Origin of the sequence: Allobacillus sp. SKP2-8, from assembly GCF_007559355.1 — a bacterium.
GTDB classification, from domain to species: domain Bacteria; phylum Bacillota; class Bacilli; order Bacillales; family Alkalibacillaceae; genus Allobacillus; species Allobacillus halotolerans.
The window spans coordinates 278,385-304,636 of the sequence record NZ_VMHF01000001.1; the positions used below are offsets into that span (position 1 = coordinate 278,385).

General features: G+C 39.4%; 25 protein-coding genes. 1 reads left to right on the forward strand and 24 read right to left on the reverse strand.

Features of this window, described 5'->3' with window-relative positions:
• Nucleotides 1-9: 9 nt before the first annotated feature.
• The 6 genes from FPQ10_RS01455 to FPQ10_RS01480 form a co-directional block, all read right to left on the reverse strand.
• On the reverse strand, nt 10-747 hold the full coding sequence (locus tag FPQ10_RS01455) for a class I SAM-dependent methyltransferase (protein WP_144159144.1): 738 nt from the start codon (nt 745-747) through the stop codon (nt 10-12).
• Between the two features lie 92 nt (nt 748-839).
• Nucleotides 840-2,108, reverse strand: a complete 1,269-nt coding sequence (locus FPQ10_RS01460; RefSeq protein ID WP_255439611.1) for a DNA polymerase IV — start codon at nt 2,106-2,108, stop codon at nt 840-842.
• 24 nt (nt 2,109-2,132) lie between these two features.
• Complete coding sequence (locus FPQ10_RS01465; RefSeq protein WP_144159147.1) at nt 2,133-2,456, reverse strand: YolD-like family protein; 324 nt, start codon at nt 2,454-2,456, stop codon at nt 2,133-2,135.
• Between the two features lie 3 nt (nt 2,457-2,459).
• Complete coding sequence (locus tag FPQ10_RS01470) at nt 2,460-2,684, reverse strand: hypothetical protein (RefSeq protein WP_144159150.1); 225 nt, start codon at nt 2,682-2,684, stop codon at nt 2,460-2,462.
• 240 nt (nt 2,685-2,924) lie between these two features.
• Nucleotides 2,925-4,259 carry a type I glutamate--ammonia ligase gene (gene glnA, locus FPQ10_RS01475; protein ID WP_144159153.1) on the reverse strand — a complete coding sequence of 445 codons (1,335 nt, stop codon included), beginning with the start codon at nt 4,257-4,259 and terminating at the stop codon, nt 2,925-2,927.
• An 83-nt stretch (nt 4,260-4,342) separates the two neighbouring features.
• Nucleotides 4,343-4,738 (reverse strand): MerR family transcriptional regulator, encoded by a 396-nt coding sequence (locus FPQ10_RS01480; RefSeq protein WP_144159156.1) that lies wholly within the window; start codon nt 4,736-4,738, stop codon nt 4,343-4,345.
• Between the two features lie 214 nt (nt 4,739-4,952).
• On the opposite strand from FPQ10_RS01480, the gene FPQ10_RS01485 reads away from it, so the two are divergent.
• Nucleotides 4,953-5,189 carry a hypothetical protein gene (locus tag FPQ10_RS01485; protein ID WP_144159158.1) on the forward strand — a complete coding sequence of 79 codons (237 nt, stop codon included), beginning with the start codon at nt 4,953-4,955 and terminating at the stop codon, nt 5,187-5,189.
• A 114-nt stretch (nt 5,190-5,303) separates the two neighbouring features.
• On the opposite strand, the gene FPQ10_RS01490 is transcribed toward FPQ10_RS01485, so the two are convergent.
• The 18 genes from FPQ10_RS01490 to FPQ10_RS01575 all read right to left on the reverse strand — a co-directional run bounded on the left by FPQ10_RS01490 (nt 5,304) and on the right by FPQ10_RS01575 (nt 25,801).
• Nucleotides 5,304-6,536, reverse strand: coding sequence for a methionine gamma-lyase family protein (locus FPQ10_RS01490; RefSeq protein ID WP_144159161.1), 1,233 nt, complete (start codon nt 6,534-6,536; stop codon nt 5,304-5,306).
• Nucleotides 6,529-7,785, reverse strand: coding sequence for a GTPase HflX (gene hflX / locus FPQ10_RS01495; RefSeq protein WP_144159164.1), 1,257 nt, complete (start codon nt 7,783-7,785; stop codon nt 6,529-6,531). Before hflX ends, FPQ10_RS01490 begins: the two co-directional genes overlap by 8 nt.
• 221 nt (nt 7,786-8,006) lie before the next feature.
• On the reverse strand, nt 8,007-8,228 hold the full coding sequence (gene hfq / locus FPQ10_RS01500; RefSeq protein WP_144159167.1) for an RNA chaperone Hfq: 222 nt from the start codon (nt 8,226-8,228) through the stop codon (nt 8,007-8,009).
• 32 nt (nt 8,229-8,260) lie between these two features.
• A complete protein-coding gene (gene miaA, locus FPQ10_RS01505; RefSeq protein WP_144159170.1) occupies nt 8,261-9,208 on the reverse strand; it encodes a tRNA (adenosine(37)-N6)-dimethylallyltransferase MiaA in 948 nt (315 codons plus the stop codon).
• 21 nt (nt 9,209-9,229) lie between these two features.
• Nucleotides 9,230-11,059, reverse strand: coding sequence for a DNA mismatch repair endonuclease MutL (gene mutL, locus FPQ10_RS01510; protein WP_144159173.1), 1,830 nt, complete (start codon nt 11,057-11,059; stop codon nt 9,230-9,232).
• 13 nt (nt 11,060-11,072) lie between these two features.
• On the reverse strand, nt 11,073-13,622 hold the full coding sequence (mutS, locus tag FPQ10_RS01515; protein ID WP_144159176.1) for a DNA mismatch repair protein MutS: 2,550 nt from the start codon (nt 13,620-13,622) through the stop codon (nt 11,073-11,075).
• Between the two features lie 130 nt (nt 13,623-13,752).
• Nucleotides 13,753-14,280 (reverse strand): outer spore coat protein CotE, encoded by a 528-nt coding sequence (gene cotE / locus FPQ10_RS01520; RefSeq protein WP_144159179.1) that lies wholly within the window; start codon nt 14,278-14,280, stop codon nt 13,753-13,755.
• Between the two features lie 196 nt (nt 14,281-14,476).
• Nucleotides 14,477-15,316, reverse strand: coding sequence for a hypothetical protein (locus tag FPQ10_RS01525; protein ID WP_144159182.1), 840 nt, complete (start codon nt 15,314-15,316; stop codon nt 14,477-14,479).
• Between the two features lie 153 nt (nt 15,317-15,469).
• On the reverse strand, nt 15,470-15,871 hold the full coding sequence (locus FPQ10_RS01530; RefSeq protein WP_144159185.1) for a YlbF/YmcA family competence regulator: 402 nt from the start codon (nt 15,869-15,871) through the stop codon (nt 15,470-15,472).
• On the reverse strand, nt 15,872-17,455 hold the full coding sequence (miaB, locus tag FPQ10_RS01535) for a tRNA (N6-isopentenyl adenosine(37)-C2)-methylthiotransferase MiaB (protein ID WP_370512018.1): 1,584 nt from the start codon (nt 17,453-17,455) through the stop codon (nt 15,872-15,874).
• A gap of 219 nt (nt 17,456-17,674) precedes the next feature.
• Nucleotides 17,675-17,935, reverse strand: coding sequence for a stage V sporulation protein SpoVS (spoVS, locus tag FPQ10_RS01540; RefSeq protein WP_093855602.1), 261 nt, complete (start codon nt 17,933-17,935; stop codon nt 17,675-17,677).
• A gap of 107 nt (nt 17,936-18,042) precedes the next feature.
• Nucleotides 18,043-18,840 carry a TIGR00282 family metallophosphoesterase gene (locus FPQ10_RS01545; RefSeq protein WP_144160147.1) on the reverse strand — a complete coding sequence of 266 codons (798 nt, stop codon included), beginning with the start codon at nt 18,838-18,840 and terminating at the stop codon, nt 18,043-18,045.
• Nucleotides 18,841-19,014: 174 nt separating this feature from the next.
• Nucleotides 19,015-20,580 carry a ribonuclease Y gene (gene rny / locus FPQ10_RS01550; RefSeq protein ID WP_144159191.1) on the reverse strand — a complete coding sequence of 522 codons (1,566 nt, stop codon included), beginning with the start codon at nt 20,578-20,580 and terminating at the stop codon, nt 19,015-19,017.
• Nucleotides 20,581-20,963: 383 nt separating this feature from the next.
• A complete protein-coding gene (recA, locus tag FPQ10_RS01555; RefSeq protein ID WP_144159194.1) occupies nt 20,964-22,004 on the reverse strand; it encodes a recombinase RecA in 1,041 nt (346 codons plus the stop codon).
• 132 nt (nt 22,005-22,136) lie between these two features.
• Nucleotides 22,137-23,399 carry a competence/damage-inducible protein A gene (locus FPQ10_RS01560; protein WP_144159197.1) on the reverse strand — a complete coding sequence of 421 codons (1,263 nt, stop codon included), beginning with the start codon at nt 23,397-23,399 and terminating at the stop codon, nt 22,137-22,139.
• A complete protein-coding gene (gene pgsA / locus FPQ10_RS01565) occupies nt 23,396-23,974 on the reverse strand; it encodes a CDP-diacylglycerol--glycerol-3-phosphate 3-phosphatidyltransferase (protein ID WP_144159201.1) in 579 nt (192 codons plus the stop codon). The genes FPQ10_RS01560 and pgsA overlap by 4 nt, the downstream gene beginning before the upstream one ends.
• Before the next feature lie 93 nt (nt 23,975-24,067).
• Complete coding sequence (locus FPQ10_RS01570) at nt 24,068-24,994, reverse strand: helix-turn-helix domain-containing protein (protein WP_144159204.1); 927 nt, start codon at nt 24,992-24,994, stop codon at nt 24,068-24,070.
• A gap of 18 nt (nt 24,995-25,012) precedes the next feature.
• A complete protein-coding gene (locus tag FPQ10_RS01575; protein ID WP_144159207.1) occupies nt 25,013-25,801 on the reverse strand; it encodes a YmfK family protein in 789 nt (262 codons plus the stop codon).
• Between the last annotated feature and the right edge of the window lie 451 nt (nt 25,802-26,252).

The window sequence follows — 26,252 nt, forward strand, 5'->3', positions numbered from 1 at the left end:
ACCACAAATTCACGTATTTTGATCTATTTTCATTTCTGATTGAAAACCGTTACTTTGTTCGTTTTTTCGGACTACATAAGTTATTGCTCTAGCATACAGCCACATGGATTCACCATCACGAACGGTTTGAAACGCCAAAGGTTCAACAAAACGATTAATTTTTTCCCATCCCTTATAGTGAAAATCCAACTCTGACAGCAACTCCTCAGTTGGCTTGTCAATCTCCATCGTCTTTTCTTCTTGTTGATCAGATGCTTCTGCATTAATGATGATGCAGTTGATGCCTCCTGGCTTCGTCCCTCTTTCCATGCGCGTTAGTACTTCTCTAAATGCAGTTTCTGAGCTTGTATGTTCCAAACTGGATACAGCGATAATAAAATCAAATTGATTTTCTTTCATTCGATAGTCTCCTATATCGGATTGTACAGCTTCAACTACTTGCTGAACGTCATATTCCTTCGCATAATGATTCAGCTTCTCAACAGCTTCTTCGAGTAAGTCGACACAAATTATTTTGCCACCTCGGTTATCGATGTCCTTTGCGATTGGAATGCTATGCCGGCCGACTCCAGATCCTAAATCTAGTATTCGTAAATTTGGTTTTTGACGAATAAGCTGAAAGGCATCCATGACAGCAGGAATCGGTTCTTCCAACCAAGTTCCTTCTTCGAAGAGTTCGTGTTTTTCATAAAATTGTTGATGGTATTCTTTTTCTTCTTGGCGAATTTGCTTCGTTTCTTTGTCCATGGGTACCTCCGAGTGTTTTTTATTTATCTATACCCCACTCGGCTCTTGCCATAACAAAAAAGAAGCAGCTAGATTCACTTCTCTAGCCACTTCTATGCAAAGTGTCCTCCAATTTTTTTGCTTCGATCCAGAGCAATTCCACCCGTTGTATAGCTGCTCGCTCGAAGAATGGCTGTTGAACCGTATTTTTCACGGATATGGTCCATGACTTCTCCGACACTTCTTTTTTTTGCTTGATTTTCAAATAAATCGAGCTGCGTACCCACCTCATCATTCAGATTGGTTAATGTGACAAATGCCCGACGAATTTTACTTTCTCCATCATAAAATTTATGGAATAAATGCAGACACATCTCATAAATATCTAAGGTTTCATTACTTGCGACGTCCCGTGAAACCGAGCGACTGAATCCGCCTCCTGTTTCAGTTGAATAGCCGATCCCTAGATGTACGGTACGTCCTTCTTTCGCATCTCTTCTCGCCCGTCTGCATGCTTCTTCACATAAATCGAGCAAGCAAGCATAAATTTCACTTTTTTCATAATCTCTTAAAAGCGTCATTCCATGACCGTAACCTTTTTGTTCATCTTTGGTGAAGTTTCCGGTAACCGGACTTAAATCAACACCCCACGCATGCCAATAAAGCTGTTCGCCCATAATTCCAAAACGTTTTTTCAATGAAGTCAGTGGCGTATGAGCCAATTGGCCAAGTGTAACGATTCCCATTCGGTTCAAGTTGCGCATCATCCGCGAACCGATGCCCCAAATCTTTTCGATAGGAATCGGCCAAAGCAATCGGGAGACGTCTTCGTATCGACATTCGGCAATTCCGTCCGATGCCTTTTTGGCATGAATGTCCATGACGACCTTTGCCAAGAATTTATTGTCACCGATCCCGACAACACACTCCATACCAAATTGGTCACGGATATTTTGTTGCAGGAGCTCCGCGATTTCATAAACCGATCCATACAAACGCTCCAATCCATCGACAGTCACCCATAATTCATCCACTGAATAAACGTGGACGGACTCTTTCGGAACAAAGTCGGTAATCATTTTTGTGATCTCTACAGAGACGTTTAAATAATCTCCCATATGGGCTGGTGCAATTAAAATGTCCGGTTCATCCGGCAACTCAAAATAACGGCTGACATTAGAGATGCCATACTTTTTCTTTAAGGCGGGAGAAGCGGCGAGCACAATGCTTCCACTCCGATTCGGGTCTCCTACCACCGCAAGCAACGTCGTCTGTGGATCGAGCCCGCGCTTAATGCATTCGACACTTGCGTAAAAAGATCTCATATCAATACATAACACATCATGTCTCGGATAGATTGAATAATCCACTGTTTCTTCCATCCTGTCTTCTCCTTCCACGCATTGTTATTCAATCTGTAAAATATTTTCAATGGAAATAAACTTTCGATTATCTTGTTGATCCGTAAAACGAATCGATCGTGTACTTGGTTCCATATACATTACACGCAAACGCTCTTTGTGATATGTGCCTGCGTTATAATACGTCACCTGAATCAATGATTGATTTATATAGGCCTCTTGAAGCAACTGTTCATTCCATTCAATCTGTTGTTCATCAATAGTCGGTTTCTTTTCATAACGGTCCTCTTGCCATAACTCTTGCAAAATTTCCACATGCTCAGGCAGCATGAGCGAGGACCACTTCATCGTTCCACGGTCCTTATGCATCGATTATGCCCCCATTTGCTCTTTTCTTGTTCCTACCGGCAGTGCAGCTAAAATATTTTCTCGATTAAAACGTCTCACCTGACGCTTATAAAAACAATAAGCAAGGATATGATCCTCGGAAACAGCAATCACTCGAACCACACGCTGGGTAGTCGTGCCATTTTTCTTTATATAAATCACTTCAAGTTTTGTTTTTTCTCGCAATGAACGATTGAATAAGTTATTCAATAGCTATCCCTCCAACAGAACGTTTGTTTTGTGAACGTCTGTTCGTAGTATACCACAAAACTTAATTATGTAATACAGAGTTTTACACTTTTTTTCGCACTGAAATTGAATGGATGCATAGAAAATGCAGTCACAACAAGGTTCATTAAACAAAAAAATCCCTCCAGTTATTTTCTGGAAGGATTTCTGATTGAAAAATTCAAGCCCCTAAACCATGCAGATTTAAGGGCTCGAGTTCTATTAAAATCCGTTCAAATATTGCTCTCTTTCCCATGGATGGACTTGGGTTCTAAACATATCCCATTCAATCTCTTTGGATTCAACAAAATGATTCAATAGGTGTTCACCCATCGCCTCTCTCATGACTTCATCTTCCACTAATTTTTGAAGGGCTTCATAGAGAGTTGCAGGTAAATCGAGTACACCGTTTTCTTCTCTTTCTTTTTTGTTCATCGCATAAATGTTACGGTCGACTGGTGTCGGCACATCAAGGTCATTTTCAATGCCGTCCAATCCTGCCGCCAACATAACTGCCATTGCCATATATGGATTGGCTGCCGGGTCGACACTACGTACTTCGATTCGTGTGCTCAATCCACGAGATGTTGGTACACGAACTAGCGGGCTACGGTTTTGTGTTGACCAGGCGACATAACATGGGGCTTCATAGCCTGGGACCAATCGTTTATATGAGTTAACGGTTGGATTAGTCACCGCAGTGAAGTTAACAGCGTGTTTTAAAATACCTGCTGTAAAATGATAAGCTGTTTTGCTTAATTGCTCTTCACCTTGCTCATCAAAAAATACGTTTTCGCCTTCTTTAAACAACGACATATTTGCATGCATTCCGGATCCGTTTACACCAAACAATGGTTTTGGCATAAAGGTCGCGTGTAAACCATGTTTACGAGCAATTGTTTTAACCACAAGTTTAAACGTCTGAATATCATCACAGTGTCTGATGGCATCTGAATATTTAAAGTCGATTTCGTGCTGGCCTGGTGCGACTTCGTGGTGGGAGGCTTCAATTTCAAAGCCCATCTCTTCAAGTTCTAACACGATATCACGTCGGCAATTTTCACCTAAATCAGTAGGTGCCAGATCGAAATAACCGCCTTTGTCGTTTAATTCCATCGATGGTTCACCCATCTCATCTAGTTTGAATAAGAAGAACTCAGGTTCTGTTCCAATATTGAATGCTGTAAAGCCTAGTTTTTCCATTCGTTCTAAGTTTCGTTTTAAGTTATAGCGTGGACAACCTTCGAAAGGTGTTCCGTCAGGATTATAAATATCGCAAATGAAACGAGCGACTTTTCCTTTTTCGGAAGTCCATGGAAAGACAACGAACGTATCCAAATCTGGATGCAAGCGCATATCAGATTCTTCAATACGTACAAATCCTTCAATCGAAGAACCATCAAACATCATTTCGTTATTTAATGCTTTTTCGAGTTGGCCTAATGGAATTTCAACGTTTTTGATTGTTCCTAGTAAATCGGTAAATTGAAGTCGGATAAATCGAACATTCTCCTCTTCAATCCTTTTGTACACATCTTCTTTTGTGATTTTTGACACTGTTCTTTATTCCTCCTGATATAATAAAAACTTTTATTTTTGAGGGGATCAAAATAGTAACGATGTTAATAAGTCGCACCTGTTTAGGAATGATAAAACCTGGACAAGTCTCCACGATTGATGGAAGTATGATGAACATATCCTGATTCCATCAATTCTTTTCTTAAGAGACTGTGCAACTCGTCCTCAGTTAAATCTGTACGGTAGCTTTCTCTCACTCTTTCGCTTATTCCCTGTTCCTTCATGCCTAAAACTTCTTTTATTCCTGCAATATTAACGCCTTTATCTTTTAATTGTTTGATTTCCAATAGTCGATCAACATCGTTAAAAGAAAACAAACGCTGTTTTCCTTTGGATCGCGTTGGTGAAATCAATTCTTTTTCTTCATAGTAACGAATTTGCCTAGGCGATAATTCAGTGAGTGTCGTTACAATACTAATCGAGAATAACGGCAAATCCTTTCGATCCATCGCTACCATTTTCATCCCTCCATAAGTAAAGTATATTTTTAGAAAATTAAGTTGTCAAGGAATGTTAAGAAAGTTGACACACACCTGACTTGAAAAATTAGCTCGTCATTGGGTTGTATTTATTGAATTATTCTTTGGTAATCTGGTAATCATTTAAAATAAAAAATGAATCTGGACCAAAAGAAACCTGCCGGTGAAAAAATGAATATTTCTTGAGAAGAAGGTGCGTCTAACCACAAATATCGGGCGGATTGATTCATGTATCGGGCGGTTAGAGCGGCTGATCGGGTGGCTTGACGCGTTTGTCGAGCGGCTCGATGCGCTTGTCGGGCGGCTCGACGTGTTTGTCGGGCGGCTCGATGCGCTTGTCGGGCGGTTCGATGCGCTTGTCGAGCGGCTTGACGCGTTTGTCGGGCGGTTCGACGCGTTTGTCGGACGGCTCGAGATTCCGCTGGGATAAATTAGATTTGGATAAAGAAAAAATCCGAACGATGATTCATAAATATATGAATCGGTTCGGATTTTATTAGTATAGTATTTCTCAAGGCGTTTGTCCCAATAGATTGATAGACTTTTATTTGTTTAATGCGATGACACTTTTGACAATGGCTAGTTTAACATGTTCATACGTGAGGCCGCCTTGAACATAGAGCGTATACGGTTCGCGTATCGGACCATCGGCAGTTAATTCAAGACTGGCTCCCTGAATGAAGGTACCTCCGGCCATAATGACATCATCTTCATAGCCTGGCATACTACTCGGCTCAGGTGTCACATAAGAATCGATTGGTGATTGCTTTTGAATCATTTGGGCAAATTGAATCATTTCCTCTGCACGATGAAATGAAATCGACTGAATGAGATCTGTCCGAGCATCATTCGCGGTTGGTTCTGTTTTATACCCATGGTCACTCAACAGCTGTGATGTAAAATATGCTCCTTTCAAAGCTTCGCCGACAACATGCGGGGCCAAGAAAAACCCTTGGAACATTTCATGCAGACTATAGAGGCTTGCTCCAGTCTCTTTACCTAATCCTGGAGCAACCAACCAGTTTGCACACTTATTGACTAACTTTTCTTTTCCAACAATGTAACCGCCTGTCTTCGCAATACCGGCGCCTGGATTTTTGATTAACGATCCAGCCATCAAGTCTGCTCCCACTTCACTTGGCTCGTATATCTCCACGAATTCACCGTAGCAATTGTCGATGAATATAATTGCATCTGGTTTGATTTTACGAACTTCGTCAATCATTTCTTTAATTTCCATCACAGTAAATGAAGGACGGTCAGCGTATCCTTTTGACCGCTGGATTGCGACCATTTTTGTACGATCATTAATCGATTCTTCAAGATTTGAAAAATCAACACTGCCGGATTCTGTTAATGGCAATTCATTGTATAAAATGCCATAGTCACGTAAAGAGCCATCGACATTCTCTTCAATTCCAATGACATCTTCAAGCGTATCGTATGGCCTTCCCGTCAAATAAAGTAATTCATCCCCCGGCCTCAGGACACCAAACAGGCATGTGGTGATTGCATGGGTTCCTGAAACAATTTGCGGGCGCACTAATGCGTCTTCTGTGCGAAAAACGGTTGCGTACAACTCTTCTAATTTTTCTCGACCGATATCATCATACCCATAACCTGTCGATGGCGTGAAGTGAGATTCACTCACGTGAACTTGTTGAAAAGCATTCAATACTTTTTCTTGATTTGTCGTAACAATTTCTTGAACTTGCGAAAATTGTTTTGTTAATGATTGTTCTGTTTGTTGGATCATTTGCTTCATTTGGTCATTCATTTACATTCGCTCGCTTTTTCATTTCATTGTATATTGGTGAATTTGGGTCAGCATACCCATCTACTAGGTATTGTTCTTGCTCTTCATCAAAGTGTTCATCTTGTACCATTGTTTCTTGTTTTAACCGATGAAGTAACGTTCCCTCATCTTTTGGTACAGCCACTTTATATTGGTTCCACTCTTCTTGTAACGTTGATTCAATTTTTTGTAATAACCGTTGTAAATCATCGGAATTTTTTGCACTAATAACGGCGTTCGGAGATGAATAAGGCGTAAACTCTTCTGAAAGTAGATCCGCTTTATTATAAACCGTCAACATAGGAATTTTTTCTGCTCCCAAGTCTTCTAGAATCGAGTAAACCGTTTTCTCTTGTTCGATTGCCCGGTCATTTGAGGCATCTACCACATGTAAGATAAAATCAGCTTCCAATACTTCTTCCAAAGTAGACCGAAAAGCTGCAACTAATGTTGTCGGTAGATCTTGAATAAAGCCGACGGTGTCGGAGATTAATGCTTGGAAACCGCTGGATAATTGTAATCTTCTTGTCATTGGATCCAGTGTGGCAAAGAGTTTATCTTCTTCAAACGAAACACTGTTTGTCAGTCGATTAAATAAAGTCGATTTTCCCGCATTCGTATAACCGACAATCGATATTTGGAAAGCCGAATTCTTTTTTCGTCGTTCACGATATTGGCTTCGCTGCTTAACCACTTGCTTCAGCTGTTTCTTAATATCATTGATGCGACTTTGTATATGTCTGCGGTCCGTTTCAAGTTTTGTTTCACCAGGTCCTCTTGTCCCAATACCGCCTCCTAAACGTGAGAGCGCACGACCTTGTCCATGTAGTCGAGGAAGCAAATACTCCAATTGAGCCAGTTCGACTTGGAGTTTCCCTTCTTTCGTATTCGCACGCATAGCAAAAATATCTAAAATTAACTGCGTTCGATCGATGACAGATATGTCCCAGTGTTTGTTTAAGTTTCTGATTTGAGACGGAGATAACTCACCATTCATAATGGCAAGCTCAATCTCATTTTCTTCAATATATTGCTTGATCTCTTCTACTTTTCCAGTACCGATATACAATGAGTTGTGTATTTTTTCTCGCTTTTGCGTAAATACGTCAACAATTTCTGCATTCACCGTATCGGCTAGTGCACGTAATTCATTCAATGATGTCAGAAATGTATCGTCTGAATCCTTTTGGGTTTGACAGCCGATCAATATGACACGTTCTCGTTCACTCATGCAAAAACTCCTTTAGCTTGTTCGTCCTTACACTTATCCTTCCCTATTATAACCAGATTGCTCAAAGAATTCATCTTTTGCTATTGAGTCTTACAGATCATGATGAATAGGAATGATTTTTGAAAGCTTGGTTGAAATTCGTTTTTTCATTGTAAAGTGACAGGCAAAACAAAAAGCCCACCAACAAACTGGTAGGCTCTTAGGTTCAACAACAAACGATATTATGAGTCCAAATCAACATTTTTCGATGGGGCAAACGTAGAAATCGCATGCTTGAAAATTAATTGTTGTTTCCCATCTGTCTCAATTAAAACAGTGAAATTATCAAATGATTTAATCACACCTCTTAATTGGAATCCGTTCATCAAGATGACGGTTAAAAAGACTTTTTCCTTTCTTAATTTGTTCAAATACGTATCTTGTAAGTTTGTTGTATTTGCCATTGTATAATTCCTCCTCTTTCTATCTACTACTTTTAACTATTCTCTCCATTTAGAAGAAATCCTTCTAAATCAGCCAAAATTGTTTTAAAGTTTTCTTCTGGATGTCTTGGATTAATTTCATACCAGTGAATCGCAGGCACTTTATTTCGAAAATAGGTTAATTGCCGCTTCGCAAAACGCCTTGTGTTCCGCTGAATGAGCTCGATGGCTTCTTGTTTATTATACTCACCCTGCAAGTAAGGAATGACTTCTTTATATCCAATTCCTTTCATCGGTTGAACTTCGGCGCCATATCGATCATATAATTGTTCAATTTCTTCAAATAAGCCTTGGTCGACCATGTCAAGTACGCGTTGGTTAATGCGTTCATATAAAAGTGGACGATCCATGGTGAGTCCGATGATATAAGAGTCATAGTGCGAGGTGTTTTGTTGTTCTTGTTCATAGTCAGATAGCGGCTTTCCTGTTGTATCATATACTTCCAGTGCTCTAATGACTCTTCGTATATTGTGTGGATGAATCTTCCTTGCTTGCTCTGGATCGACTTCCTGCAACCGTCTGTAAAAAGGCTCGATTCCATCTTGTTCGATCTGTTTAAGCAACCTGTCACTGTATTGATGATCACGCTTCACACTGGAAAAGTTAAAGTCATATAATGCAGCTTGTACATAAAAACCTGTACCACCAACAAGCACGGGGGTTTTCTGCTTGTCATGAATCTCGTATACTTTTTGTTTCACATCTTGTTTAAAGTCGGAAGCAGAGTACTCCGCGTTCGGTTCCAGGAAGTCGATCAGGTGATGAGGTATACCTTCTTGTTCTTCTAATGTAGCTTTCGCAGAACCAATATCAAATTCTTTATAAATTTGAATGGAATCACCATTAATGACTTCTCCGCCGACTTGCTTACTAATTTCGATCCCTAGTTTTGTTTTACCAACAGCCGTTGGACCAACCACACTAATGATTTTTGGTTTCATACAAGTTCTCTCCAGTCATTCTTACATAATCCGTTTGAACATGCGTTGAATTTCGTAATCACTGAAATGAACGATGACCGGACGGCCATGTGGGCAAGTGAACGGATCATTACATCCACCCAGTTCTTCGAGTAAGTATTCCATCTCTTGGTGACTTAAGTTGTGATTCGCTTTAATCGATCGTTTACACGACATGAGGATGGCCGCTTCTTCCCTTATTTTCACTAAGTCGATCGTTTTCTCATTAATGAGTTCATCGACCATATCGCGAAGAATTCCTTCTTCCTCACCTGCCGGGAACCAACTCGGATAGGAACGAACCAAAAAGGACTGGTCCCCAAAAGGCTCTAAAAATAATCCAATGGCTTGCAGTTGTTCTTGGTTTTGTTCAATGGTTGTTGCTTCTTGGTTGGTAAATTCAAAATGCAACGGAACAGCAAGCTGCTGTGTTTCTTGCTCGGGATTGCCGAGCTTCTCTTTGTAAAATTCATACTTAATCCGTTCCTGAGCAGCGTGTTGGTCGACCATATAGAGACCTTCTTCATTTTGAGCCAAAATATATGTTCCTCTTAGCTGACCAATCGGATACAACCGTGGTAACCGAGAAGCAGTTGGCTTTTCTGCATCATTTACATGTTCATCCACATTCGTTGGCATTTCAATGTCTTCAATCGGTGGCTCTTCTACCTGTTGGACAGGTACTTGTTCACTGCTCTTTTCAAACATTTGGTTCGTATGATTGCTTTCTCGTGATGTAAAGCCACTCCACTTTTCCGGTACAGGATCATTTCGTTTTACATAAGAAAAATCCAGAGCCGTTTGTTCAGATTTCTCTTTCTCTTTCTTCGACACATCCGGAATTAATCGTTGGGCATGCAGAAGATTATAAACCGCTTGCTTGACTACATCGAAAAGCTCTTTTTCTTTACTGAAACGCACTTCCGTCTTCGCTGGATGAACATTCACATCAATCAAATATGGATCCATATCTATTTTAAGAATGACGACAGGAAATCGTCCAATCGGAAGTAATGTATGATAGCCTTCTAAAATCGCTTTATTGATCGTGTAATTTTTGATATATCGACCGTTCACAATCAATGTCATATAATTTCGATTGGATCGTGTGACTTCCGGTTTGGCGGCATAGCCCCTAATGGTGTAATCCAATGACTCTTCTTCCAATGAAAGCATTTGTTGAGCTACATTTTTTCCGTAAATTTGCTGAATGACTTGAAGTAACTTTTTATTACCTGGTGAAAAAAAGATACGTTTGCCATTATGGTGACATTCAAAGCGAATCTCATCATGCGCGAGCGCCATTCGATTCACTAGGTCCATGATATGTCCGATTTCAGTATGGACTGTTTTCAGATACTTTAAACGGGCGGGTGTATTATAAAATAGATTCTCAACAGTTATTTCCGTCCCACGCCGCTTTGTATGCTTTTGTTTCTCGATGATCTCTCCGCCATGAATCTTCATTTCCGTTCCACTTTGATCACCCGTAGACGTACGAATCGTCAAATGGCTGACTGAAGCAATACTTGCAAGCGCTTCTCCACGAAATCCTAATGTTTTTACACGGAATAATTGTTGCTCATTTTTAATTTTACTTGTTGCATGACGAAAGAAAGCCTTCTCAGTATCTTCCTCCGTCATTCCCTCTCCATCGTCTGTCACCCGAATTAACCGTAATCCCGCTTCATCCAGTTCGATTTTAATCCAACTACTACCTGCATCAATAGAATTTTCGATAAGCTCTTTGACAACAGAAGAAGGTCTTTCTACGACTTCCCCTGCAGCAATCTTATTCGATAATTCATCCGGTAGCTGTACAATTTTATTCATCGTCTCCTCCTTTCTACTCTAGGTTTTCTTTTAATTGATAAAGTAAATTCATGGCATCCATCGGTGTCATCTTCATTAAATTGGCTTCTTTCAATCGGTCAATGACTTCAACATTTGCTGTAACTGGGAGTGTTCCTTGATCTTCTTCGAAAAGTGTCAGCTGTTCTTGCGGTTCTTCTTCTCTTAAAACACTTGTCGCCTCAAATGATTCAAGTAATTGATAAGCCCGTTGAATAATATCTTCCGGCAAGTCGGCTAGCTTGGCAACGTGAATCCCGTAACTCTTGTCTGCCTTACCTTCCTTAATATGGTGAAGAAAGACCACTTCTCCATCTTCTTCATCCACTTCAACATGAACATTCCGTAATCTTGATAAACTCTTATCCAAGCTTGTCAGCTCATGATAGTGCGTAGAGAATAGTGTTTTAGCACCAACTTGTTGATGAATATATTCAACAATCGATTGGGCGAGCGCCATCCCATCGTACGTACTCGTTCCACGACCGATTTCATCCAATAAAATAAAGCTTCTTTCCGTAGCATGACGAACGGCATGTTCAGCTTCCATCATCTCGACCATAAACGTACTTTGTCCGGAAACTAGATCATCAGCAGCGCCGATTCGCGTGAAGATTTGATCGAATACAGGCATTTCCGCTTCAGTCGCAGGAACAAAACAGCCGACTTGGTTCATAATAATCATTAAAGCAACTTGGCGCATATACGTACTTTTTCCGGCCATGTTCGGACCTGTAATTAAAAGTATGTCCGTCGATTCATCCATTTGAATGTCATTTGGTACAAACATTTCTTTCATGACTTGTTCGACGACTGGGTGGCGTCCTTCGCGAATACGAAGTTGCTGCTCATCATTCAACACAGGTTTTGTATAGTTATTTTCTTCACTCACCATCGCAAAACTTAATAGGCAATCAATTTTACTAATTTGTTCTGCCAGCGTTTGAAGTGCGGGAATATAAGATTTGATTTGATCACGAAGTTCGAGAAAAAGCTCATATTCTAACGTTGTGCTTTTTTCTTGCGCTTCCAAGATCATTCGCTCTTTTTCTTTCAATTCAGGCGTCACAAATCGTTCAGCGTTCGCCAACGTTTGCTTGCGTTCGTAACGACCTTCAGCAAGATGTGCCAGATTTGCTCTTGTCACTTCAATATAGTAACCGAATACTTTATTGAATCCGACTTTTAATGATTTAATTCCTGTTTCTTCTCGTTCTTTTGCTTCAAGCTCAGCAATCCAACTCTTACCGTTTCGATTTACTTCACGATATTCATCTAACTGCTTATGGTAACCATCTTTAATAAGGTTTCCTTCTGTAATTAGTACAGGTGGATTTTCTGCTAGTGCAGCGTCTAAAATCTCGAAAATTTCTTGGTAAGACTCTACTTCAGACAGTAATGATGATACAGAAGGATGATCAAACAAATTCAACAATTGTTTAATTTGCGGTAATGCACCGAGTGAACGTTTCAACTGTAACAAATCACGTGCATTTACATTACCGTATGAAATTCTTCCGGCCAAGCGTTCGAGATCATAGACATTTTTTAATGATTCCCGAAGTTCGTCCCGTTCCATAAAGTGCTCCATCATCGTGTGCACTTGTTGATGACGCTCAGCAATTTGGCCTTTTGAAAGCAATGGGCGATCAATCCACTTTTTTAATAACCTAGACCCCATCGCCGTTATCGTTTTATCCAAAACAGAAAGCAATGTTCCTTTTTTACTTTGGTCTCGTAACGATTCAATCAGTTCTAAGTTTCGCTTAGAATATAAGTCAAGCTTCATATAATCATTTAACTCTATGAATTGAACTGCTTGCAAATGAGCTAGAAACCGTTTTTGCGAACGGAAAATATATTGAAATAAATACCCGAACCCATGAACCAAGCGAGTATCTTCAAGTCCCGTCACTAATTTCTGAAATTCTTTTGGTATTTGATTGTCATGCTCAGACGATAACGTCACATCTAAATAATGCGTCAATGTTTCTTTTAAATCCTCTGGAAAATCTGTCGGTAAAACGACTTCTTTTACTGGACGATTATACAGTTCTCCAATGACATCCTTAATATTGCCATTTACCTTACTGACAAAGGACTCACCAGTGGAAAGATCAACATAAGAAACAATGAAGTCATCTTCGAAAAGATACAGCGAGGCCAAGTAATTATTCTCGTTTTCCTTCAACATATTTCCTTCCATAATGGTACCAGGAGTGATGACTTGAATGACTTCTCGTTTCACCACACCTTTCGCCATTTTAGGATCTTCCACTTGCTCACAAATGGCTACTTTATAACCTCGGTCGACTAACGTTTTTATGTAATTTTCAGCAGAATGATAAGGAACACCGCACATTGGAATCTTTTCTTCTTGTCCTCCAACCCGTTGAGTAAGTGTAATTTCCAATTCCTTCGCTGCTTTTAATGCGTCATCAAAAAATAGTTCGTAAAAATCTCCTAGACGAAAAAATAGAAATTCATCTTTATATTCGGATTTAATATTCAGATATTGTTGCATCATCGGTGTATATGTTGTCATTCTTACGTCCCCCAATTGCTTAACTGTCTCTTATTATAGCATAGTGGAATTCGAATCTTCAGCAACTGAATCAATGAAAAAAATAACAGACTGACCATTATGATCAGTCTGCTTGTGATAGAATCGGCCATTAATCGTTCACTTCAATATCCGCTAATTCGGACTCTAAGTCATCAAAGTCTACTTCATTTTCATCAAAGCCTTCTGGTTCGATTTTTGCCCAGACCTTCGTTTCACCGATGAGATCAACGACAAACTCTCTTTCCAAATCTACTTTGATTTGATTTCCTTTTTCAGCAATCTCACATTCTAACGTATTTGGCTGCTTTGTTGCTCTTGCAATAACGTCGAAATCATCACTGATTGTATTACGATCTTTCATTGCAATTGGTACTTTATCAACGTATTGTTTTCGCTCAGTAATGACACCCGTTTTCGTATTATTGCTGTAAGAGTACCATACGTTAATATCATATGAACCACTCACTTCTACAATATGTCCCCGTTTACGTGCTTCGTATTGATGGTTAATGATCCAGCAACCAAGGATACTGTTCGGTCTATAATTGGGTGAACACATATGAGAGGTTTCACTGAATTTTTTTCCTTTGCCGCAAACAGCCTTCGTGATAATTTCACGATATTCACGATCACTCATTAACATTCCTCCTCCTTTAATCAAGCCACTTTATCTTATGCTGCCTGGGTGTTTGTTGTGATTCTTGTTAAGGTTTAGGCTATTGTTCTTTTATAATTATGACAATGCCTAAGAAAAGGTGATTTAAAGGAAGAGAAATTTATATGAACGACGAATCCAATTAAAAGAACAGCTTAAATGCAATGATGGTGAACCGTTAGTCGATAATCGAAAAGTTTCGAAGTTTCCAGGGTTTGCTCTTCGATTGGCTACCTTGCTCAGACAGTTGTCCGCTGATCGTAATTGATTCTCCACGTTCATATTTTTTATGTTCAATCTCAAATGGGCGAGCAATCGAATGAGCTTCAAACATGAAAGGCAACAAATCATTTTGAATTGACTGCATGCCCTCCCAATCTTCCACGTCATCATCTCCACTGTAAATCATAAACTCGGTATCCCCTGAGGTAAATAAATCTGAGCCACTTTGTACAACCACACCTCGCCATTCGACTGACTCATTGTACAGAAAGCGGTCGAACGTATCCTGGTGAATGTCCTCATCTAAAGAATAAAAATGCTCAGTAAACGTATCAAAACGATTCAGCTTTTGATTTCTGAATGATTCAACAAAAACTTGTTGCTCTGCAGACATGTAATAACCTTTATGTAAACCCTCAACAGCCTCCCGGGCCTCCAAAACCTTTTGGACACCATCGATTTCAGAGCTAAATCCAGATACAAACACACCGATATTTTCTTTTGTCACCGCAAATGGAATCTCTTCAAACTGCTCAGTATATTTAGGTTCTTTAAATTCAAAAATGGTTATATCACCAATACGGACAGCTTCTGTGATTCCTTGATAATTATCCGTATAGTTAGTCGTCACATCTTCGTCTTCTCCGTCCAATAAATTCGAGTCATTTAACCACTGATACACATTTTCCAATTGATATACTTGGGTGTCTTTTTCAGTTGAAGGATCAATATCAGAAGTACAGGCACCCATCAAGAGAACAACTAACAAACTAATGATGACGATTCGATAATTCATACGTACATCCTTTCTCGGTAAGAGAATTTGGCGAGTGTTCATCTTCCAATTACTTCAGAATTTTAATTAAGAAAAAAGTAGTTCAAATTAGAAGCACTCGTTAAAGTTGCTTCTAACTGAACTACTCGAATAAGAAACTAGCTAATGCTAAAATTAATTACGATTAGCTTCACATGCATGCACATCTTCATCAGACTCGCCAACAATTTCATTCGTCACTTCATCTGCAATTGTTTTTGTCACACGTTGCAAAATGTCATTGACGACAACTTGAGAGTCTTTAAATTCTTGAACGATCGGGATTTCATCCAATTCTTTTTGATAGCGATCCAATTCAGCTTCAACTTGCTCAAGTGCACCATGTTTATCATAGTGTTGCAAATTAACGGCTTGTTTTTGTAATGCTTTGATTTTCGCAATATGAGCTTGGACCTTTTTATTTTCGTTTATTTTAATTTCTAATTGTCTGAAGCGATCGATCTCTTCGATTTTTGAAAGCTTTTTCGCTAACTCTTGTGCTTCTTCAATTACTTGTTTTCTTGTATATTCTGCCATTTAAATCACCTCTACTTGTTCACTCGCTGCTTTTTCTACCATTGTACCATCAAGTGACCAAGTTTTCGTATTTGTTATTTTAACTTCAACGATTTCTCCAATAGCCGATTTTGGTCCCTCGAAATTGACGAGTTTCCCTCTTTCTGTATAACCCGCTAAGACTTCATCGTTCTTTTTACTCGTGCCTTCTACAAGTACTTTTACTGTTTTATCTTGATATTTCTCCATCGCTTTAAGTGAATATTCATTAACGATTGCATTCAAACGTTGTAGACGTTCTTTTTTCTCATCCATAGAAATTTTATCATCGATTCTGGCAGAAGGTGTTCCTTCACGTGGTGAATAAATAAACGTGTATGCACCTTCAAATCCGACCTCATGGTAGAGAGAAAGCGTTTCTTCAAATTGTTCATTCGTCTCATTCGGAAAACCAACGATAATATCGGTTGTCAATGCTGCATTCGGAATTGTTTCTTTAATTTTTCGCACCAATTCCAAATAGTTTTCACGGGTATAACGACGTGCCATGACACGTAAAATGTCTGAGCTTCCTGATTGAACAGGTAGGTGGATATAAGGCATTAAATTGCCGCCTTTAGCCAACACTTCAATTAATCGATCATCAAAATCACGTGGATGGGAAGTGGTAAACTTCACGCGTGGAATATCGATTTTACGAATTTCATCCATCAGGTCGCCTAGACCGTAATCGATATCCAAATCTTTGCCATAAGCGTTAACGTTTTGGCCCAGCAATGTAACTTCCTTGTACCCTTGTGCGGCTAAATGGCGAATTTCTTGAATAATATCTTCTGGACGTCGGCTCCGCTCTTTACCACGCGTATAAGGCACAATGCAATACGTACAAAACTTATCACAACCATACATGATATTTACCCAAGCTTTGATTTTTCCGTGACGTCGTTTTGGCATGTTTTCAATAATGTCGCCTTCTTTAGACCACACTTCGACAACCATTTCCTTACTCATATAAGCATTTTGAACAAGTTGTGGTAGACGATGAATATTATGCGTACCGAAAATCAAGTCCACGTATTGGTATTTTTTAAGAATCTTGTTAACGACAGACTCCTCTTGTGACATACATCCGCATACACCAATAATTAAATCCGGGTTTTCCATTTTCAATGGTTTGAGGTGACCGATTTCACCAAAAACCTTATTTTCAGCATTTTCCCGGATTGCACAAGTATTCAGCAAGATGATATCCGCTTCTTTTGTTTCTGTCGTTGCCTCAAATCCCATTTCTGTCAAAATTCCTGACATGACTTCTGTGTCATGTTCATTCATTTGACAGCCATATGTACGGATCAGAAATTTACGCCCTTCACCGATACTTGCTAATTCTTCTGGAATTTCAAAATCATCATGGTATTGGACTTCTTTCTTCAGCCGTTTTTTGGCTTTTTTCATATTTGGTGGTTCATAGGTCGCTTCAAAATATTTCATAAAATCATCTGAAGTTTTTTCTTTTATACGCGACAAGTTATCCTGCTCATTCTTTTCGGCAGGATCGACTGGATTCACTTGATTCAGCTCTTTTCGCTGTTTTTCATTCATAATGAATCTCCTTTCAATAAAAAATCTATCTCAACGAACTTATATGGTCATTCGTACATGTTAACAGTATATCGACTTTATCTTATTTTAACAACACAATCATGACAGTTACAAAGGAAATGTGAGAAAATCGACACATTTATCATCTCATAATTAAAACTGGCATTGAAATATAGTTTCAATGCCAGTCAGTGATTCAAATAATTTCGTACTATCTTTTAATTATCTAGGTTCTACAATTAACTTGATTGCTGTTCGTTCTTCTTGGTCAATCATGATGTCTGTAAAGGCTGGTATACAAATTAAGTCAACGCCACTAGGAGCGACAAATCCTCTTGCAATGGCTACTGCTTTCACAGCTTGATTCAATGCTCCGGCACCAATTGCTTGAATTTCTGCTGAACCTCGTTCACGAAGCACGTTTGCTAAAGCACCTGCTACAGAGTTTGGATTCGATTTTGCTGAAACTTTGAGTATTTCCATTACTAGTTCCTCCTTCATCAGCTAAATTGATTTCATCACTAATCTATTCATCATGACTGGAACCTATTACATTAATTATGAATCACTTGTCCGAAAAATTCAAATATTCAACTAAATTTAATATGGTCATCATTAATCAGTATTCGCTTTATACGCTTAGCTATACCCGTTGATTCTTCAACTGAAACGATGACTCCACTGAGAACAGTTCGATTGGTTTCCGGTACTTCAAAGCGGACAGGTAAGGATGTTCTGAATCTTCTAATAACAGATTCGATTTCTGTCCCTATCACACTGTCATAAGGACCCGTCATACCGACATCGGTAATGAAAGCAGTACCCTTAGGCAATATTCGTTCATCTGATGTTTGGACATGGGTATGTGTGCCAACCACACAACTCACACGACCATCTAGATACCAACCAAAAGCCTGTTTTTCACTCGTCGCTTCCGCATGAAAATCGACGAATATAATTGAAGTTCGTTTTTTAGCCTTCTCAATTAGCGTATCAATCACTTGAAATGGGTCGTCCAATGGAGGTAAAAAAGTTCGTCCTTGGATATTAATGACTGCAACTACCTTGTCATGAATGTTCATAAATCGCATACCAATTCCAGGTGTTCCTGTTGGGTAATTTGCAGGTCGAACAATCCGATCGGCATCATCAATAAAATCGAATATCTCTTTTTTATCGAACGTATGGTTACCCATCGTGATCATATCTGCGCCCCACTCAAGGAAGTTATGGTAGATGGGTTTCGTAAGACCCTTACCGTGAGCCGCGTTTTCTCCATTCACAATAGTTAAATCTGCTTTGTATTCTTTCTTTAAATTAGGTAAATGTTCTTTTAATGCTGTTCGTCCTGGTTTGCCAACAACATCACCGATAAACAAAATGTTCATTTTCAATTTCCTTTCTACCGTTCAATACATTTATCGTTGCATAATCTGATTAGTGAGTCAAAAGATTGATAGGTGTGATTTATGTACTACACCTAGACGTTTTTCAATGTAATCATCATTAAGGTTAAAAAATGCCAAAAGCGCTGAACTTTCGTCAGTCTTTTGGCATTTTGCTTATTTTGCGTATTCAACAACGCGTGTTTCACGGATGACTGTTACTTTGATGTGACCTGGATACTCCAGACCTTCTTCGATCTGTTTACGAATCTCTCTTGCTAATTGAATAGCTGTTGCATCATCGATATCATCTGGGCGGACCATAATTCGAACTTCACGTCCAGCCTGAATGGCAAATGATTTTTCGACACCTTCATAAGAATCGGCAATCGATTCTAATTTTTCAAGTCGTTTAATATAGTTTTCCAACGACTCACTTCTTGCTCCTGGGCGAGCAGCTGATAGAGCATCAGCAGCAGCCACTAATACGGAAATGATGCTTGTCGGTTCCTCATCACCATGGTGAGATGCAATCGCATTGATGACAACAGGGTGTTCTTTATACTTCTGAGCGATTTCCTTACCAATTTCAACGTGACTGCCTTCTACTTCATGATCCACGGCTTTTCCGATATCATGCAATAAACCAGCTCGTCTGGCAAGTTGCTCGTCTTCACCAAGCTCTGCGGCTAGAAGTCCTGATAAATAGGCGACTTCCAATGAGTGCTTCAAGACGTTCTGACCATAACTTGTACGGTAGTTTAATCGGCCGATGATCTTGATGAGATCAGGGTGTATTCCATGTGCACCAATTTCGAACGTAGCCTCTTCACCAACCTCACGGATATAGTCATCGACTTCGCGACGGGATTTCTCCACCATCTCTTCAATCCGAGCTGGGTGAATTCTTCCGTCTTGAACGAGATTTTCAAGTGCTATCCGTGCAATTTCTCTGCGTACTGGATCGAAGCCAGATAAAATTACCGCTTCTGGTGTATCATCAATAATTAGGTCAATACCAGTCAATGTTTCCAAAGTACGGATATTTCGTCCTTCCCTACCAATGATTCGTCCTTTCATTTCATCGTTAGGCAAGTTGACGACAGACACAGTCGTTTCCGATACATGCTCTGCTGCACAGCGCTGGATTGCTAAGGAGAGCAGCTCTTTTGCTTTCTTATCCGCTTGCTCCTTGGCTTTCGTTTCTTCACGTTTAATCAATAATGCCGTTTCATGTGCCATTTCTTTTTCTACTCGGTCAAGAATGATTTGACGTGCTTCCTCTTCCGTAAAGCCTGAAATACGTTCCAGTTCTTTCTGCTGTTCAGCAACCATTTCTTCCACTTTGCTTTCCGCTTTATTAAGTTGTTGTTGTTTTTCTGTCAAGGATTCTTCTTTCTCTTCTAACATCAGCTCACGTTTATCCAACGTTTCACTTTTACGATCAAGGGTTTCTTCCTTGAGCATCAGACGATTCTCTTGTTTCTGGATTTCTGAACGTCTTTCGCGCAACTCTTGTTCTTGCTCTTGACGCAATTGGTGATTTTCGTCCTTCGCTTCTAACAGCGCTTCACGTTTCGCTGATTCTGCGTTCCGCTCACCTTCTTCGACAATTTGCTTAGCAAGCTCTTCAGCACTAGAAATTTTCGCTTCTGCAATCTTCTTACGAATAAGATACCCAACAACAGTACCGACAACTAAAGCAAGCAAAATGGAGATGATAATGATCGGTAAACTATCCATACGTTCACCTCCTCTTGCTATTCATTTTTTTCAATTGATCCAATTGTTTTGTTTCAGTCGGTAATGTACAATCTTGTCATCATTTTTTGACTTAAAAAATGAAAATTATACACTTTCATTTTAAGCCTGTCCATAAATCATGTCAAGGAAACCTCCGAAATCGTACAACAATTTCGACAAAAGATTTTATGTTTATTAAAGTTCAAAAAAATCAATCGTTTGAAATTGAGTTCAATCCTTCAATTTTATCGGTATGGTTTTCATTAAAAAAGACAAAAAAGTAGTTCAATTGAAGGGCAAATTGAGGTTTGCACACTAAAACTGAACTACTTTATATTAAAGAACAGCTTCTTTTCGTTTATTCTTACACTAAATTAGGAGAACTAGTTTAGATCGAGCTCTTCCTGATCTTCTGCTTGTTCCTCATCAGGTTCTTTGCCAGATATATTGTAGGCATCTCGTAATTCATCATACACGCTTTCATAGATATCTGGATTATCCAAGAAGAATTGTTTTGCATTTTCTCTACCTTGTCCAAGTTTTTCGCCTTGGTAAGAATACCATGACCCGCTTTTCTCAACGATATCTTGATCCGTTCCTAAATCAAGGACTTCTCCTTCTTTAGAGATTCCTTTTCCATACATAATATCCACTTCAGCTTGACGGAATGGTGGGGCTACCTTATTCTTAACGACTTTAAGGCGCGTTTTGTTCCCGACCATTTCATTTCCTTGTTTCAACGTTTCAGCACGTCGAACTTCTAATCGAACAGAAGAATAGAATTTTAATGCCCGTCCACCAGGTGTTGTTTCAGGATTTCCGAACATTACGCCTACTTTTTCACGGATTTGGTTAATAAATATCGCTGTCGTTTTCGACTTATTAATTGCACCAGAAAGCTTTCTTAATGCTTGGGACATTAAACGAGCTTGAAGACCGACGTGCGCATCGCCCATCTCTCCCTCAATTTCAGCTTTCGGTACTAAAGCAGCAACAGAGTCAATGACAACAATATCGATTGCTCCACTACGGACTAATGCCTCAGCAATCTCAAGTGCTTGTTCACCCGTATCTGGTTGTGATAATAGTAATTCATCAATATCTACACCTAGGTTCTTCGCATAGACTGGATCAAGCGCGTGCTCTGCATCGATAAATGCTGCTTGTCCTCCCTGCTTTTGTGCTTCAGCAATCGCATGCAAAGCAACCGTTGTTTTACCAGAAGATTCTGGACCATAGATTTCAACAATTCTTCCGCGTGGATAGCCGCCAACACCGAGTGCAATATCTAAACTTAGTGAACCAGAAGATACCGTTGAAACTCTCTGTCCTTCACTTTCGCCTAATTTCATGATGGAACCTTTACCAAATTGCTTCTCTATTTGCTTTAAAGCCATATCAAGTGCTTGTTTACGCTCACTCATTAATTTTCCCCCTTCATTTAACTAACTCTATCATACTATGATTTTAGCATTTTGCCAACAAAAAAGCGAATATCTGTTCTGCCGTTTTCTCCTAGAGAAAATATGGTTATCTGTAGGAGAAAACGGCGTTTTCTAGTTGGGGTAATTGATTTTTATATAGTTTAGAAAAAATTTTAAACCTTGCTTCGTCGCTTGTTGTCGAATTTCATTTCGCTTACCGGTCAAGTTTAATTTTTCACAAAGAGTCGGCCCTTCTTTACTGGAAACAGCTATGAAAACAGTTCCGTTTGAATGACCATCGACAGGTTCATTTCCAGCAACACCTGTAAAGCTAATGGACAAGTCTGAACCCATTAACACTCTTGATCTCTCTGCCATCGAACGAGCACATTCCTCACTGACAGCTCCAAAACGTTCTAAAATTTCTTTTGGAATGTTAACAACATGCTGCTTGACTTCATTCGTATAAGATACGACCGCACCTCGAAAAACGTCTGATGCACCCGATTCAGAAACGATTTGAGATGCAAAAAGTCCACCTGTTATACTTTCGCAAGCTGAGAATGTCAGCTGTTTGTCGCGTAATTTTTCAATGAGCTGTCTTTCCAACGTGTTCGGTCGATCGCCGACGTAGTAATTTGAAACACGAGATAAGACTTGTTCCTGTAAACGATCCAATAACTGATCTGCTTCTTCTTTTGAAACACTTTTTGCTGTTAACCGAATCGTAACATGGCCATCTCCAGCAAGAGGCGCAATCGTTGGATTTGATTGCTCACGAATAAGGTCGATTAATTCGTATTCAATAGCCGATTCGCCAATCCCTTGGAAATTCAACTCACGACTATACAGTTGATATTGCAAGAAATCACGTGCATACAAGTCAGGAATTAGACGGTGATTGACAAGCCATTTCATTTCCGTAGGTACCCCGGGTAGGAAATACCATACGGTTTCTTCGTGTCGGTAACATAAGCCCGGAGCCATGCCAACTTCATTTTGAAAAACAGTAGCACCCGAAAATGAAAGGGCTTGTTTTCGATTGTTTTCCGTCATTTTCATTTCACGTTTCTGATAGAAATCCTCTATCTTTTTCATCGTATCTAAGTCGGTTTCCAGCGAACAACCGAATAGGTCACAAGCTGCATCACGTGTTAAATCATCATCTGTCGGTCCGAGGCCTCCAGTGACGATTACAAGATCTGATCGGCTTTGAGCGAGTTTGAAGGCTTCATATAACCGTTTTCGATTATCACCAATTGTTTGACGATGGTAAACGTTTAAACCAAGTGTCGCCATCTTTTCCGACAACCAAGTTGCATTCGTGTCATCAATCTGGCCAAGTAGCAATTCTGTGCCAACGGATATAATTTCACATGTTTTTTCGTGACTCATTTAGAATCCCTCATTACATGCCAGTTTTTCATGAAATACTCCACCCCGGAGAGAACGGTAACGAAAGCGGCCAAATATAGAAGTATGGTTCCGATGGGAAAATCCAAATAAGAGAAAGGAAAATGATGAAGCAATAAAAAGGCTGTTGCACTAATTTGCAATACCGTTTTCAACTTTCCCATATTACTTGCAGCAAGCACAATTCCTTCACCGGCTGCCACTAAACGAAGACCGGTTACTGCAAATTCACGGCTGATAATCAAGATGACCAACCATGCCTCAGCCATTCCTAACTCGACTAAACAAATCAAAGCCGCCGAAACTAGTAATTTGTCAGCTAATGGGTCTAAAAATTTCCCTAAGTTTGTAATCAAATTATATTTACGGGCGTAATATCCATCGACCCAATCTGTGACTGAGGCAATGATAAATAAGATCCCAGCCAACATGTGTGATAAAGGAAGGGACATTGCACCTATTGAATATGTACTCCAATCAAATGGCACAACAAGCAAAATAATGAATAATGGAATCATAAAAATTCGTGAAAGCGTAATTTTATTAGGTATATTCATACAATCTTCCTCCAAGTTTGTTTCTTCTATATTTAATTATAAAAAAGGAATCCTTTGCTTTAGGCAAAGGATCGAACGTTAATCACGATAAGCTTACGATGCTGAAGGTTCCCAGAGTATGTGGATTTTTTGATGGACTTCTTCATTTGCATCGATTGGATAATCAAATTCAACACCATTGATGGATAGGTTAACGACAGAAGCTTTACCGATATTCAGCTCGACAAGATTCGACCCAGATGCATCTATTGTTAACGGCGAATCATCAGATGTGTAAACTCGTTCATCTCCATACTTTTCAACTACTTGTCCATCTTCTAACCCGTGAACCCATAAATATGTTTCACCATCAATTTCAAATTCAAGCTCCAAATTTTCCGCTTCAGTCAAACGAACTGTCGTCAATGGCGTTGCTGCATCCTCATCTACTTCTTCGACAGAAAGGCTAGGCTGCTCTGTCTTTTCAGGTTGTTCCTCATTTCCATCTCCTGATTGGTCGGATGACTCATCACCATCTGTCGTGTCTTTGTCGGCAGATTCATCAGTTGATTTTTCTTCCTCCGTGTCAGGGGCTATAATTTCCGAACCTTCTTCACTTCCTGTAGAATCTTCATCCTTCGTTAAGGCGGGATGGATATAATTCACATACGAATACCAAATGCCAAAAATAATTCCAATCACCAGAACAAATACCAATAACTTTGGGAGAAAAGAAAAAAAGGCATTATTACCACTTCTGGAATCTTTTCGTGAAGGTGTAGAAACATATTCATACGACACATCATCCGTCTGAGGCAGTTCATTTTTATGTTCTTCTAACAGCGAAGTGGAATCGATTCCTAGAACTTCAGCATATTCACGTATAAAAGCACGCACATAAAAATTTCCCGGCATTTTACTCCAATCATTTTCTTCGATTGCGGTTAAGTAACGGGTCTGAATTTTCGTTTCACTTTTTACTTCTTCAAGCGAAATACCCTGATTTAACCGTTCTTCTTGTAATCTTTTACCGATTTCCATAGCTATCCACCGTCCACTTTAAAAGTCAAACATTGAAAATTCATCACTTTGATCAGGTTCAAGACTTTTGTAAGTGATCTCTTGATCGGTATCACTTCGCAATTCAATAAAATAATCAAAGTCATCCAATGTGTAATCCGATTGCTGTACAAATATATCCGGGTGTTCAACAACTTTCACCGCAGGTATTTGCATCACTTCACGTAATACTCTCCAGTGATCCTCACCAAATTGCTTTGCTGAAACAACTCCGTCAATAATAAAAACATTATCCGTAGAATATTCATCCTTCATCAATTTAGTACGTACAGTTTGCTTTAACAACGTACTGGAAAGAAACAACCATCTCTTATTGGCAGAAACACTTGCTGCGACAATGGATTCCGTTTTACCGACACGCGGCATACCACGAATTCCAATAAGCACATGGCCACCTTTGTTAAACAGTTCAGCCATGAAGTCAACAAGCACACCTAATTCATCACGAACAAAGCGAAACGTTTTTTTGTCATCCGAATCACTTTTTATGTATCTGCCATGCATGACGGCTAGTTTATCACGAAGTTTCGGCCGTCTAAGTTTACGTACTTCAATCGTTTCCATAATATCCAGAATAATGCGTAAACGCTTGATTTGTCGATCATCTCTACTTAGTAGGAGCATACCACGACGAGCATCTTCAACACCATTAATCATAATAATGTTAATGGAAAGCATTCCCATCAAGGATGCGATATCACCGAGTAATCCAGGTCGATTATGCAAAATTTCATATTCAAAATACCAATCTTTTCGATCGTCCGTCATCTCTAAACACCCTTTTTCCCAAGGTAATCAAGAAGTACACTATCTATTATCATAAATTATTTTAGCAACTAGATAAAGCATATTAATAATATTCCCTCTTTATTTTTAAAAAAACTTTCAATTTCACTTCTTTCGCCCTAGTACATGTACTTTTTTATCATGGAATTTTCTATGTGGATCAATCTTTTTTAATTAAAGAGTTGTGATATTTTAAGATTGTTTTTAGGTGTGCAGTTTGTGTTTGTTGGAATACGTTCAGCGATTCTCATAATTTGCTATTGAATCATAGTTGTATAGTTCAGTTGAACAGGTCTTCGATATGAAGGCTTCTCCGTAAAGCCTTGTACTGTTTTACTCACTATATAATTGTACGCATGATTGGCTGGTTACCTACCAAATACCCGATCTATTCAACCGAAATTCGAATCTCACTTCCGATCCGGGTGATTAG